Raw genomic sequence first — 12,452 nt, 5'->3', positions numbered from 1 at the left:
ATGCCATTCTATGCCATCCCGGCCCCCGGCCGCGGAAGCAGGGTGCCGCCGTGTTACACGGGTTCGTCGAGGATGGCCGCGGCCTGCGCGACGTCGGCGGCCATCTGCGTCATCAGCTTCTCGATGCCCTCGAACGCGACCATGCCGCGCAGCCGCTCGACGAACTCGACCGTCACGTCATGACCGTAGAGGTCGAGACCGGTCTCCCCCAGCACATGGGCCTCGACCTGACGCACGAGCACGTCGTCGAAGGTGGGGTTCGTTCCCACCGAGATCGCCGACGGATGCCGGATCCCCGTGTCGTGGTCGACGAGCCATCCGGCGTAGACGCCGTCGGCGGGCACGAACGCGTCGACGATCGTGGAGAGGTTCGCGGTCGGGAAGCCGAGCTCGCGTCCGCGCTTCAGGCCGTGGACCACGACGCCGCGCACGTCGGGATACCGTCCGAGCGCGCGAGTGGCCTCGGCGACATCCCCCGCCATCAACAGCTCGCGGATCCAGCTCGACGAGACCCGTCTGCTGGAACCCGGAAGGTAGACGTCGTCCACGACCTCGACCGAGAAGCCGTAGCGGGGGCCGAGTGCGCGCAGCAGCTCGGGCGTTCCTGCACCCCGGTGCCCGAAGCGGAAGTCGGCACCGACGAGCACGGTGGACACGTGCAGCGCGCCGACGAGGATGTCGACGACGAAGTCCTCGGCGCTGCGGGCGGCGAGCGTCTCGTCGAACGTGAGCACGAGCGTCGCGTCGAGTCCGAGCTCGCTGAGGAGTTCCAGCTTGCGGTCGACGGTCACGACGTTCTCGGGGCACCGGTCCGGACGGATCACGGCGAGCGGGTTGCGGTCGAACGTCACCGCGACGGCACGGCTCCCCGAGGCCGCGGCGGCCTCCTCCAGACGGCGGATGACCGCCCGGTGCCCCTCGTGCACGCCGTCGAACTTCCCGATGGCGACGGCGCTGGGGCCGTAGCCGTCCGGGACCTCGTCCGGATTCCGGAACACGATCACGCGGCGACCTCGACCGGACGCGCGGCCTCGACGGGCCGGTGCGTGCGGAGCCACCAGATCCCGAAGACCGGGAGGACGAGAGGGATGAAGAGGTAACCGCGCCCGAACAGCGACCACACGGTCTCGTGCTGGAAGAGCTCGGGGAGGACGAGGCTGAGGACGCCGACGACCAGGACGCCGGTGAGCTCGAACACGATCGCGACCCACGCGACGGTGTACCAGCCCCGACGCCGCGCGAAGACGAGTGCGAGCGTCGCCAGGACGTACACGACCGCGGCGAGCGCAGACAGCGTGTAGGCCAGCGGGGCCTCGTCGAATCGACGGACGATCTGCACGAAGCTGCGCCCGGTGGCCGCCAGCGCCATCACGGCGTAGACGATCACCAGGACACGACCGATACCGGTCATCCGGGTGGAGGGGGCGGTGGAGCTCATAGCGCATTCCATCCTAGAGCCGGGTGAGCCGCCCGGCGTCCGCTCCCGGCCCGCGCTCAGGCGACCTGGATCGTCCAGATGACCTGCATGCGCCACAGCATGATCGCGATAGCGAGGGCGGCCACGCCGAGAACGACAGTGCTCCACCGGCTGCGCTCCATGAGGGCCCAGAGCACCGCACCGATCGGGAGCAGAGCCGCCGAGACGAGATACACCCAGAACTCCAGCAGGTCCCCGGTCGGCGGATTCCCCGCGAGGGGCGCGACGATGGCGACCACGACCTGCACGAGCAGCAGCAGCTCGACGAGCGCGAGTGCGCCCACCGAGAAGTCGCTGGGGCGCCGACCGGCGAACCCGGCACCGAGGCAGAAGAGCCCGGCGGCGACGGCGACGACGATCTCCACGATCGTGAACCACAGGATCATCGGGAGACCTCCGGCATGTTCATGGCACTCTTCACATCGGCGCCGCGCTTCTCGACGATCCCCACCAGCGCGCCGTCGTCCTCGATGGCCGCGGCGAGCGGACCGTCCAGGCGCACCGCCTGCCCCGCCAGACGCTTGCCGTGGCGCAGATCGCGGGCCTCGTCCGCCGTGACGGGGAGTACGGGGAGCACGCGAGCGGCGGCCTCGCCGGGGGTGAGCACGGGAGCGGTGTCGAGCGCGTCGATCGACACCGCGTCGCGCACGTCGAACGGGCCGACGCGGGTGCGGCGGAGCGCCGTCAGGTGACCGCCGACGCCGAGGGCAGCGCCCAGGTCGCGGGCGAGCGAGCGGATGTAGGTGCCGGACGAGCAGTCCACCACGACATCGAGGTCGAGGGCGTGGTCGTCGCGGCGACGGGCGAGGACATCGAACCGGGAGACGACGACCTCCCGCGGCTCGAGGACGACCTCCTCCCCCGCACGGACCCGGTCGTACGCGCGACGACCGTCGACCTTGATCGCCGACACCGCGCTCGGGACCTGGGAGATCGCGCCCGTCAGCGCGGCCACCCCGGCATCGATCGCCGCGTCTTCGACAGCGACGAGGGCGGCGGGGTCCGCAGTGTGGAGGATCTCGCCCTCCGCGTCATCCGTGGAGGTGACGGCACCGAGCCGGATGGTCGCCTCGTAGGTCTTGTCGGCGCCCACGATGTACGTGAGGAGGCGGGTCGCACCCTCGATGCCGATGACGAGCAGCCCCGTCGCCATCGGGTCGAGAGTCCCGGCGTGGCCGACCTTGCGGGTCCCGAAGGCCCGTCGGGTGCGGGCGACCACGTCGTGACTGGTCAGCCCGCCGGGCTTGTCGACGAGGAGGATACCGGGGGTCGCCATCCCTCCAGCCTACCGAGGCCGAGAGCGGCGACCGCTCGCCTAGGCTGGAGGGATGGCCGCGCCCGCACCGTCCCCTGCGACGTTGACGCCCCTGCTCGGCTGGTACGCCGAGGCGGCACGCGACCTCCCGTGGCGCCGGCCGGACTTCCATGCGACGTTCGGCGCCTGGGGCGTCCTGGTGAGTGAGTTCATGCTGCAGCAGACGCCCGTGACCCGGGTGATCCCGCATCTCGACGCGTGGCTGACACGGTGGCCCACGCCCCGCGCGATGGCGACAGCGTCCACGGCGGACGTCGTGCACCAGTGGGCGAACCTCGGCTATCCGCGGCGGGCCCTGTGGCTGCACCGGGCCGCCATCGAGGTGGTCGAACGGCACGGAGGCGTCGTGCCGCGCGACGTCGACGCCCTCCTCGCCCTCTCCGGCATCGGCGACTACACCGCCCGTGCCGTGGCCGTCTTCGCGTACGGCGACCGACATCCCGTCGTCGACACCAATACACGGCGCGTCCTGGCACGAGCCGTCGATGGACGGGCGCAGCCGGGGCCACCATCCCGCCGCGACCTCGCTCTCATGTCCTCCCTGCTTCCCGAGGGGGTGACTGAGGCGAGCGTCCTCAACGCCGCGGCGATGGAACTCGGCGCGACGATCTGCACGTCGCGCGCGCCCCGGTGCGAGCGCTGCCCGCTGGCTGACACCTGCGCGTGGCTCGCAGCCGGCCGACCCGATACCGGAGACGAGCGACGGCGACAGGCCACGTTCGAGGGGTCGGACCGCCAGGCCCGCGGCGCCGTGCTCCGGCTCCTGCGCGATGCGGCCCCCGAGCCGGTTCCGCTCACGGCGGTCCTCCCGGCATGGCCCGACCTGCATCAGCGGGATCGGGCGATCGATTCCCTGATCGCAGACGGACTCGCGGAAGCGGACGGGAAGGGACTCTCGCTGCCGCGGTGAGCGCTGCTCAGAGGTACTGCTCGGTCCGGTGCGCCAACACGGTCAGCTCGACACGATTGCGCACGTGCAGCTTCGCGAACACGCGTCCGAGATGCACCTCGACCGTCCGGATCGACACCGACAGGCGCTCCGCGATCGCGCGGTTCCCCGTCCCTTCGACGGCGAGCATCGCGACCTCCAGCTCCCGCGACGTCAGCCGCTGCGCCCAGGCGCTCCGGCACACGGGGAGATGCGCGCCGCCCGTGACATGCGGGTCGGTCTCCAGCCGCTGCAGACGCCGGCGGACGGCACGCCCCCACGCGCTCGCCCCGGCGGCCTCGAACAGTATCTCGGCCTGCGCGAGGTGACTGCGGGCCTCGATCGGATCCCCGTGCAGCCCGGACCTGACCCCCAACAGCGTCTCGACACGGCCGCGGGCGAAGGGCGACCGAAGCCGTCGTGCCGCCTCTCGCAGGGTCTCCTGCTCCGTGCGCCAGGCACCGTCGCCGGACGCCGCGACGGCGTGACGCAGGGCGTCGGCGAACTCCGTCTCCGGTGGGCGCACCGCCGGTGACGCCCGTCCGGCCTCGGGGACGAGCACGACCTCCTCCACCCCCGGCACCGCGAAGCGCGCCTGCGGCTCCCCGCGATCCCGCCACAGCCCGATCGCACCGGCGGCCGCCTCGAAGGAGCCGTTCAGGAACGCCTCGACAGCGCGGTCCACCAGTACGTCCATGTCTGCGGCCGGAGGGAGCACGGCGGTGAGAGCCCTGGCGATCGGGCTGAAAGCGCCGAGGACCGCGAGATCGAGCCGCCGCGCCAGCACCACGCCGAGTCCCGCGAACGGGATCGCAACGGGGAGCTCGACCGCTGCCCGCCGCAGCAGCAGCCTGGCGCGACCGATGTCTCCCCGCCAGACCAGAAGCAGCACCTCGGTGACGATCCGGTAGGCCCGGCCCAGTGGGCTGTGCTCGAAACCGGGGATCATCGGATCGCGCTCCCCCACCCCGGGGAGATCCGCGGTCTGCAGCAGCCGCAGGCCCTCGTCGATGTCGCCGCCGCACGCGGCGAACAGCGCCCCCGACACGGCGCCCAGCAGCCCGCCGGCTCCTGGCACGTCACCCGTGACGACCTCCCCGGCGAGGAGGCCGCACAGCGACTCGACCGCGTCCCGCAGGACGCCGTCCCCGCCGACGCGCGAGGCACCGTCACGGACATCGGCGAGCCAGCGGCGCCCCGCCCTGCGGTCACCGCGCTCCGCGCACAGGATCGCCAGGAGCGCCGCGGACCGCGCCCAGGAGTCGCCGTCCGCCGTACGCAGCGGAGCGAGCCGCTGCGGATCGACGGCCGGCACCGCTCCGTACCGGAACGTGCGGGCGACGAGGAACGGTCCGAGCGCTCGCCCCCGACGGTGCTCGGCGGCACCGCAGACGAGGCTTCCCAACCATTCTTCGGCATCCGCCGCATGACCGCATGCGAGCGCCGCGCACCCGGCGAGCACTCGCGCTTCCTCGCCGATGTCGCCGGCCGCGTGCTTCGCGGCCTCGGCGGCGAGCAGCAGCACGCGTTCCGTGCGTCCCTCTGCGGCCGCGGCGCGGGCACCCGCCGTCAACGCCGCCGCGGACAGACGATCGCGGGCGGCGCCTCCACGGGCGCGATGCCAGGCCGCAGCCACCCGATCTCGCCGCCGGACGGCGACCGCGGCGAGGCGCGCGTGAGTATGCGCGACCTCAGCCGCCGACGCGGTCGCGTGCACTCGCGTCTCCATCCGGGGATCGGCGAACCGGACGCGTCCCGCGTGGATCACCAGGTAAGGCGAGGCGCCGCTCGCCCGCACCTCCTCCACGCCGCGCCCGTCCACCGCGAGAACCGGATAGAGGTCATCCTCGAACGCCAACGCCACGGTGAGCAGCAGCAGCCGGTCCGGGGTCGACAGCATGCCGAGAGGGACGGCATCGGCGGCGGACGGCAGCGGCCACGGCAGCCGGCCGAGACCTCGCCGCTGCTCCGGTGTGAGGCGGGCCGCCACCGCCATGACGGCAGCCTGATCCTCCGGAAGCGCGGCGACGAGCCGCGCGGCTACGTGCGGGGCACACGCGAGCTCTCGAGCCCGAAGCTCGTCCAGCAGCGCCTCGACGTCGCCGGGCGCGACGGACGACCCCGCAGGCGCGTTCCGAGACTCGATGTCGATCCCCCCAGATCCACCGGTTGTCCCGCCGCGGACCTGAGGGTATCAGACGGGATCAGTCCTCGTCGTCGTCCGCACGGTAGGGGTCGGCCTCACCGGCGTGGGTCGCGGAAGAGGCCAGCTTGGCGACCTCCGCGTCCCGCTCCTGCGCCTCACGGAGCAGGGCGGTGATGTGATCCGCGTTCTCCGGGAGGGCGTCCGGGATGAACTCGAGCGTGGGGACGAGTCGCGTGCTGAGCTGTCGACCGACCTCGCTGCGCAGCATTCCGGTCGCGGACGTGAGCGCGGCACCGCTGGCGAGGCGCTCCTCTTCCGTACCGAGCACCGTGTAGAACACGGAAGCGTGCTGCAGGTCGCCGCTCACGCGGACGTCGGTGATGGTCACGAAGCCGAGACGCGGGTCGCGCAGCCCCTTCTCCAAGCGCTCGGCGAGGATCACGCGGATGCGATCCGCGAGTCGGGCCTGTCGTTCACCAGCCATTGTTCCTTCTCCCACCTCTGTGCATCGCGGTTCCCAGCGAACCGCGGAGGCGGCTGCCCCCTCCCCCGTCATGGGAGGAGGAGGCAGCCGCCGGAGCCGTGCGGATCAGCCGCGCGGCTTCTCCACCATCTCGGTCGTCTCGATCTCGTCGCCGATCTGGATGTCGTTGTACTTGCCGAGGCCGATACCGGCCTCGTAGTCCGTCCGCACCTCGGTGACGTCGTCCTTGAACCGGCGCAGCGACTCGATGGCGAGGCCATCGGCGATGACGACGCCGTCTCGGATGACACGGGCCTTCGCGTTGCGCGTGATCGTCCCGGACCGCACGATGACACCGGCGATGTTGCCGAACTTCGAGGAGCGGAACACCTCGCGGATCTCGGCGACGCCCGACTGGACCTCTTCGTACTCCGGCTTGAGCATGCCCTTGAGCGAGCTCTCGATCTCGTCGATCGCGTTGTAGATGACGGAGTAGAAGCGGATGTCCACGCCCTCACGCTGAGCACGCTCGCGCGCCTTCGTGTCGGGGCGGACGTTGAAGCCCACGATGATCGCGTTGTCGATCGTCGCCAGGTTCACGTCGGACTCGGTGATCGCACCGACACCGCGGTGGATGATGCGCAGCTGCACCGAATCGTCGACCTCGATCTTGAGGAGGGACTCCTCCAGCGCCTCGACGGCACCGGAGACGTCACCCTTGATGATGAGGTTGAGCGACTCGACCTTGCCCTCTTCGAGAGCACGGGTGAAGTCCTCGAGCGAGATGCGCTTGCGGGCCTTGGCCAGCTGGGCGTTGCGCTCGACGGCTTCGCGCTTCTCCGCGATCTGACGCGCCATGCGGTCTTCCTCGGTGACGATGAAGACGTCGCCGGCGCGCGGCACGGAGTTCAGACCCTGCACCTGGACCGGTCGGGACGGCGCAGCCGCCTCGACGACCTCGCCGTTCTCGTCGATCATCGCGCGGACACGGCCGTAGGCGGTGCCCGCCACGATCGCATCGCCGACCCGGAGGGTTCCGGACTGGATCAGCACCGTCGCGACCGAACCGCGGCCCTTGTCGAGCTTCGCCTCGATGGCGACACCGCGAGCGGCCTTGTTCGGGTTGGCAGTGAGGTCGAGTCCCGCATCGGCGGTGAGCAGCACCGCGTCCAGGAGCTCCTGGATGCCGGTGTTGGCACGGGCCGACACGTCGACGAACATGACGTCGCCGCCGTACTCCTCGGCCACCAGACCGTATTCGGTGAGCTGCTGACGCACCTTGGCCGGGTTGGCCTCCGGCTTGTCGACCTTGTTCACCGCGACCACGATCGGCACGTTCGCCGCCTGGGCGTGGTTCAGCGCCTCGACCGTCTGCGGCATGATGCCGTCGTCGGCCGCGACCACGAGGATCGCGAGGTCGGTGACCTGCGCACCACGGGCACGCATGGCGGTGAACGCCTCGTGACCCGGGGTGTCGATGAACGTGATCGCCCGCTCGATGCCGTCGTGCTCGGTCCAGACCTGGTAAGCACCGATGTGCTGGGTGATGCCGCCGGCCTCACCCTCGATGACGTTGGTCTGACGGATCGCGTCGAGGAGGCGCGTCTTACCGTGGTCGACGTGACCCATGACGGTGACGACCGGGGGACGGATCTCTAGGTCGTCCTCGCTCTCCTCCTCCAGCTCCTTCTCGAGGTCGAGACCGAAGCCCTCGAGGAGCTCCTTGTCCTCGTCCTCGGGCGAGACCATCTGGACCTTGTAGCCCAGCTCCTCACCGAGGACCTCGAACGTGGCCTCATCCAGCGACTCGGTGGCCGTGGCCATCTCGCCGAGGTTGAAGAGGATCGTGACGAGGGTGCCCGGCTGCACCGTGTAGCCGGTCAGGGCCTCGATCTTGTCGGCGAAGTCCGCGATGGACGCACCGCGACGCATGCGGATGATCTCCCCGTTGCCGCGGGTGACGTTGACGCCACCGACGACCGGGGCGCTCCGCATCTCGAACTCTTGCCGCTTCGCCCGCCGCGACTTGCGCTGCTTGCTCTTGCCGCCGCCCTTACCGAAGGCACCGGCGGTACCACCACCGGGACCACGGCCACGGCCACCGCCGCCACCCGGACGACCGGCGAAACCGCCACCGGGACGGGGACCCGCACCGGGACCGCCACCGCCGCCGGGGCGACCGGGACCGCCCGTACGCTGCTGGAACGGAGCACCGGGACGACCACCCTGGCCGCCGCGGGGAGCACCGGGACGCGGCGAGCCGGGACGCGGGGCACCCGGGCGCGGAGCACCGGGGCGCGGCGCCTGCGGACGCGGGATGTTGCCGGGGGTCGGCCGCTGGCCCATCCCCTGCGCCGAGGCGAAGGGGTTGTTGCCGGGACGAGGGCCGGCGGGACGCTGGCCCATGCCCTGAGCGGACGAGAACGGGTTGTTGCCGGGACGGGGCGCGCCGGGCTTCGGCGCGTTGCCGTCACCGGAGGACGGCGCGGCCGGGGCCGGAGCCGCGGGCTTCGCGGGCGCCGACGGTGCCGGAGCCTTCTCCGCCTCGGGGGCGGGCGCCGGTGCCGGGGCGGCCGGAGCCGCAGGACCCGGCTTGGGTCCGGGCTTCGGGCCAGGGGTGGGCGCCGAGGACTTCGGTGCCGGCTTCGCGGCGGGCTTCGCCGCAGCGGGCTCGGACCCGGCCTTGAGGGACGGGTCGGCCTCGATCGCGGCGCGCAGCTTGCGCGCCACCGGGGGCTCGACCGTCGAAGACGGGCTCTTCACGAACTCGCCGAGTTCCTTGAGCTTCGCAAGTGCGACCTTGCTGTCGACGCCGAGTTCGGCGGCGATCTCATGTACGCGTGGTTTACCAGCCACAATTCTCCTGTCTGGGTCGGTCTGCCCAGACAGGGCAGACCACTAGTCGCGGACGGGTCTCATTTCGAGCCGTTCACTTTGTTTCCATAGCTGTTCAGCCTTTGTTTCTTGGTGGGTGCTGTTCGAAGGTCCGTGTGTCCAGCTGAGTGGTCACACGCAGTGCTCTTCCGAAAGCTCGACGCCGCAGAGCGGCTTCCATGCACTCGGGTGTCGGATGCACCCACGCGCCGCGCCCCGGCAGGACAGCACGCTCATCGGGGATGAGGTTGTCGTTCTGGGCAACCACCCTGAGCAGAGTGGAGCGGGGAGCACGCGTGCGGCAACCGACGCACGTTCGTACGGGTTCCATCTTACACCTGCGTTCCGTCCGTCCTCGCCGCCACCGGGCGTGGCGTCGAGGACGGACCGGGATCAGTCGAGGACGCTGTCCGGCTGGATGTCGATCTTCGCACCCGTGAGCTTGGCGGCCAGACGCGCGTTCTGACCCTCCTTGCCGATCGCGAGCGACAGCTGGTAGTCGGGCACGAGGGCGCGGACGGCCTTGGTGCTCGCGTCGAGGACGAACGAGCTCGTGACCTTGGCGGGCGACAGCGCGTGCGCCACGAACGTCGGCAGGTCGGCGTCGTAGTCGACGATGTCGATCTTCTCCCCCGCCAGCTCCTCCGTGACGGCTCGCACACGGCGCCCCATCTCACCGATGCACGCCCCCTTGGCGTTGATCGCCGGGTCGTTGGCCTTCACCGCGATCTTGGTGCGGTGGCCCGCCTCACGCGCGAGCGCGACGATCTCGACGAGTCCGGCGGCGATCTCCGGCACCTCGAGGGCGAAGAGCTTGCGGACGAGGCCGGGGTGCGTGCGCGACACGGTGATCTGCGGACCCTTGAGCCCCTTGGCGACGCTGGTGACGTAGACGCGCAGACGGGACCCGTGCGTGTACTCCTCGCCGGGCACCTGCTCCTCGGGCGGGAGGATCGCCTCGACGGAGCCGAGGTCGACGTGGATCATGCGCGGGTTGGGCCCCTGCTGGATCACGCCGGCGACGATGTCGCCCTCCTTGCCCTTGAACTCGCCGAGGACGGCGTCGTCGGCGATGTCCCGGAGGCGCTGGCTGATGACCTGCTTGGCGGCGAACGCGGCGATGCGCCCGAAGTCGTCGGGCGTCGCCTCCTCTTCGCCGATGATCGCACCCTCGTCGTCGCGGACGACCTGGAGGACGGCGACGTGGCCGGTCTTGCGGTCGAGGTGCACGCGGACGCCCTCCGGCGCGGCGCCCTCGGGCGAGACGTGCTTGGAGTACGCGGTCAGGATCGCCTGCTCGATGATCGCGACGAGCTCGTCGAACGGGATCGCCTTCTCCTTCTCGATCCCTCGCAGCAGACTCAGTTCGATGTCCATGACGGCCTCCCTATTCAGCTCTCGTCGCGCCCGAATGCACGCGCGACATCCGTACCACGATACCGTGTGCCGCGCCCCCGGGCCATCCGGGCCCGGGCACAGGCATTCGCGCGGCAGCAGGCGCCCACCGCGGGAACAGCCTGACTCCGCGTGGGAGCCTGTTGCGTCGTGGGATGCGTCGCGGGGTCAGACCTTCGGCGCGGACGGGAGCGCGTTGAGAGCCCCGATCAGGCGGAAGAGATTGCCCACCTGACGCTGATTCAGGTGCAGGGCGAGGCGCGGGAGGTCGAGCCGGTCGTCGTCGGCGACCTCCGGGGACCGCGGAGCCGTGCGCTCGATGCGCCCGGTGGACAGCAGCCCTGCGAAGCCGGCATTAAGCTCCTCGATCTCGGCGTCTGTCGGCTCGGCCTTGAGGCGCAGCACCAGGGTGTCGCCGACCCACCGCAGCGAATCGTAGTTGCGCCAGAACCCCGTGATCTCGGCGCGAGCCTCCTCCACGGAATCGGTGACGACGACCCGATCGAAGTCACCGGGGGAGATCACCCCCATCGGCGCGAGGTGCTCGTCGACGAAGCGCCGCATGCCCTGCCAGAACGATCCGCCCTTCTCGTCGAGCAGCACGATCGGCGTGGGCTCGGCCTTGCCCGTCTGCTGGAGGGTGAGCAGCTCGAACATCTCATCCAGTGTGCCGAATCCGCCGGGGAGGCAGATGAAGCCGCTCGACTCCTTGATGAGCATGAGCTTGCGGGTGAAGAAGTACTTCATCGCGACGACCTGATCGCTTCCCGCGACCAGGCTGTTCGCCTTCTCCTCGAAGGGGAGACGGATGGAGACACCGAGCGACAGCGCGGGCCCGGCTCCTTCGGCCGCGGCCTGCATGATCCCCGGCCCGGCGCCCGTGACCACCATCCAGCCGTCGCTCGCGAGGGCCGCGGCGACATCACGCGCCTGCAGGTACAGCGGGTCGTCGTGGAGGGTGCGGGCGGACCCGAACACCGTCACCTTCGGCACCCCGCGGAAGGGCGCGAACAGGCGGAACGCGTCCCGCATCTCGGCCAGGGCGGCGGAAGCGATCTTGAGGTCGAGGCGGTCGGTGCCGTCCTCCCCCAGCAGCAGCGCGGTGCGGAGCATCCGCATCACGAGGCGACGGTCCGTGGCCACACCCGCCTCGTCCAGCACACGGTTGATCTCGTCGCTCAGGGCTGCCGGCAGCGGTTCCTCGGTCATGCCCCCAGCGTCCCACGCGGCATCCGGTCGGCGGGACGCAACGCCGAGGGACCGTACCCCGGGGCTCCGGAGCACGGAGAAGGAGCGGTGTCAACACCCGTGCCCGCCGCCGGGGAAGGCGTCACCATGGCGACATGACAGAGATCACCGGTCCCGAAGCCCTCGCCCGCGTCGCCGAACTCGTGGAGGACATCGACTTCACCATGCTCACGACCACCGATCCGGACGGGAACCTCGTCAGCCGCCCCATGTCGACCAGGCAGATGGACGATGCCGGCGCCATCTGGTTCTTCACGGCGGAGGACACCGAGAAGGTCGAGGAGGCCCGTCGTCATCACGACGTGGGGCTGGCCTACTGCGACGCCAAGGGGATGCGCTACGTGTCGGTCGCCGGCACCGCGGAGATCGTCCACGACCGCGCGAAGATGGAGGAGCTCTACTCCCCCTCCCTCGACATCTGGTTCGAGGACGGCCTGGGGACCCCGGGCATCGCGCTGCTCAAGGTCACTCCGGTCGTCGCCGAGTTCTGGGAGCCCGCGAAGGGCAAGGTCGCGATGGCCGCCGGGGCGCTCAAGGCGCTGGTGACCCGAGACACCCCGGACGACGACATCATGAACCACGGCCGCATCACCTGCTGAGCGGCCC

At 70.8% G+C, this 12,452-nt stretch carries 12 protein-coding genes; 2 read left to right on the top strand and 10 right to left on the bottom strand.

Translation table 11 applies throughout. The features are described from left to right. Positions 1-53: 53 nt before the first annotated feature. The 4 genes from MICNX66_RS06825 to truB are packed head-to-tail and all read right to left on the bottom strand — an operon-like array spanning position 54 to position 2,753. Positions 54-1,004, bottom strand: a complete 951-nt coding sequence (locus MICNX66_RS06825) for a bifunctional riboflavin kinase/FAD synthetase (protein ID WP_187663852.1) — start codon at positions 1,002-1,004, stop codon at positions 54-56. Beyond that, a complete protein-coding gene (locus MICNX66_RS06820) occupies positions 1,001-1,438 on the bottom strand; it encodes a hypothetical protein (RefSeq protein WP_232089220.1) in 438 nt (145 codons plus the stop codon). Before MICNX66_RS06820 ends, MICNX66_RS06825 begins: the two co-directional genes overlap by 4 nt. Before the next feature lie 56 nt (positions 1,439-1,494). Continuing rightward, entirely contained in the window at positions 1,495-1,863 is a 369-nt protein-coding gene (locus MICNX66_RS06815; RefSeq protein ID WP_187663851.1) for a hypothetical protein, read from the bottom strand. After that, on the bottom strand, positions 1,860-2,753 hold the full coding sequence (gene truB, locus MICNX66_RS06810) for a tRNA pseudouridine(55) synthase TruB (RefSeq protein ID WP_187663850.1): 894 nt from the start codon (positions 2,751-2,753) through the stop codon (positions 1,860-1,862). The genes MICNX66_RS06815 and truB overlap by 4 nt, the downstream gene beginning before the upstream one ends. 52 nt (positions 2,754-2,805) lie before the next feature. On the opposite strand from truB, the gene MICNX66_RS06805 reads away from it, so the two are divergent. Next, complete coding sequence (locus MICNX66_RS06805) at positions 2,806-3,702, top strand: A/G-specific adenine glycosylase (protein WP_187663849.1); 897 nt, start codon at positions 2,806-2,808, stop codon at positions 3,700-3,702. A gap of 7 nt (positions 3,703-3,709) precedes the next feature. Here MICNX66_RS06805 and MICNX66_RS06800 read toward each other — a convergent pair whose 3' ends face one another. The 6 genes from MICNX66_RS06800 to MICNX66_RS06775 form a co-directional block, all read right to left on the bottom strand. Next, on the bottom strand, positions 3,710-5,716 hold the full coding sequence (locus MICNX66_RS06800; protein WP_187663848.1) for a helix-turn-helix domain-containing protein: 2,007 nt from the start codon (positions 5,714-5,716) through the stop codon (positions 3,710-3,712). Positions 5,717-5,924: 208 nt separating this feature from the next. Then, positions 5,925-6,350 (bottom strand): 30S ribosome-binding factor RbfA, encoded by a 426-nt coding sequence (gene rbfA, locus MICNX66_RS06795; RefSeq protein WP_187663847.1) that lies wholly within the window; start codon positions 6,348-6,350, stop codon positions 5,925-5,927. A gap of 105 nt (positions 6,351-6,455) precedes the next feature. Beyond that, positions 6,456-9,185 carry a translation initiation factor IF-2 gene (gene infB, locus MICNX66_RS06790; protein WP_187663846.1) on the bottom strand — a complete coding sequence of 910 codons (2,730 nt, stop codon included), beginning with the start codon at positions 9,183-9,185 and terminating at the stop codon, positions 6,456-6,458. Positions 9,186-9,279: 94 nt separating this feature from the next. After that, positions 9,280-9,534, bottom strand: coding sequence for a YlxR family protein (locus MICNX66_RS06785; protein ID WP_187663845.1), 255 nt, complete (start codon positions 9,532-9,534; stop codon positions 9,280-9,282). Positions 9,535-9,596: 62 nt separating this feature from the next. Further along, positions 9,597-10,580, bottom strand: coding sequence for a transcription termination factor NusA (gene nusA / locus MICNX66_RS06780; RefSeq protein WP_187663844.1), 984 nt, complete (start codon positions 10,578-10,580; stop codon positions 9,597-9,599). Between the two features lie 186 nt (positions 10,581-10,766). Then, on the bottom strand, positions 10,767-11,807 hold the full coding sequence (locus MICNX66_RS06775; RefSeq protein ID WP_187663843.1) for a TIGR00730 family Rossman fold protein: 1,041 nt from the start codon (positions 11,805-11,807) through the stop codon (positions 10,767-10,769). Between the two features lie 134 nt (positions 11,808-11,941). Here MICNX66_RS06775 and MICNX66_RS06770 point away from each other — a divergent pair, with 134 nt between their 5' ends. Beyond that, positions 11,942-12,445 (top strand): pyridoxamine 5'-phosphate oxidase family protein, encoded by a 504-nt coding sequence (locus MICNX66_RS06770; RefSeq protein WP_187663842.1) that lies wholly within the window; start codon positions 11,942-11,944, stop codon positions 12,443-12,445. Positions 12,446-12,452 lie beyond the last annotated feature (7 nt).

The organism is Microbacterium sp. Nx66, from assembly GCF_904066215.1.
Classification (GTDB): Bacteria; Actinomycetota; Actinomycetes; order Actinomycetales; family Microbacteriaceae; genus Microbacterium; species Microbacterium meiriae.
This window is presented reverse-complemented; position numbering and strand designations above follow the sequence as displayed.

Bases quoted from the DNA above. Each gene is read 5' to 3' on its own strand.
- MICNX66_RS06820 (WP_232089220.1), bottom strand. From the start codon at position 1,438: ATGAGCTCCACCGCCCCCTCCACCCGGATGACCGGTATCGGTCGTGTC.
- MICNX66_RS06815 (WP_187663851.1), bottom strand. From the start codon at position 1,863: ATGATCCTGTGGTTCACGATCGTGGAGATCGTCGTCGCCGTCGCCGCC.
- truB (WP_187663850.1), bottom strand. From the start codon at position 2,753: ATGGCGACCCCCGGTATCCTCCTCGTCGACAAGCCCGGCGGGCTGACC.
- MICNX66_RS06805 (WP_187663849.1), top strand. From the start codon at position 2,806: ATGGCCGCGCCCGCACCGTCCCCTGCGACGTTGACGCCCCTGCTCGGC.
- MICNX66_RS06800 (WP_187663848.1), bottom strand. From the start codon at position 5,716: ATGGCGGTGGCGGCCCGCCTCACACCGGAGCAGCGGCGAGGTCTCGGC.
- rbfA (WP_187663847.1), bottom strand. From the start codon at position 6,350: ATGGCTGGTGAACGACAGGCCCGACTCGCGGATCGCATCCGCGTGATC.
- MICNX66_RS06785 (WP_187663845.1), bottom strand. From the start codon at position 9,534: ATGGAACCCGTACGAACGTGCGTCGGTTGCCGCACGCGTGCTCCCCGC.
- nusA (WP_187663844.1), bottom strand. From the start codon at position 10,580: ATGGACATCGAACTGAGTCTGCTGCGAGGGATCGAGAAGGAGAAGGCG.
- MICNX66_RS06775 (WP_187663843.1), bottom strand. From the start codon at position 11,807: ATGACCGAGGAACCGCTGCCGGCAGCCCTGAGCGACGAGATCAACCGT.
- MICNX66_RS06770 (WP_187663842.1), top strand. From the start codon at position 11,942: ATGACAGAGATCACCGGTCCCGAAGCCCTCGCCCGCGTCGCCGAACTC.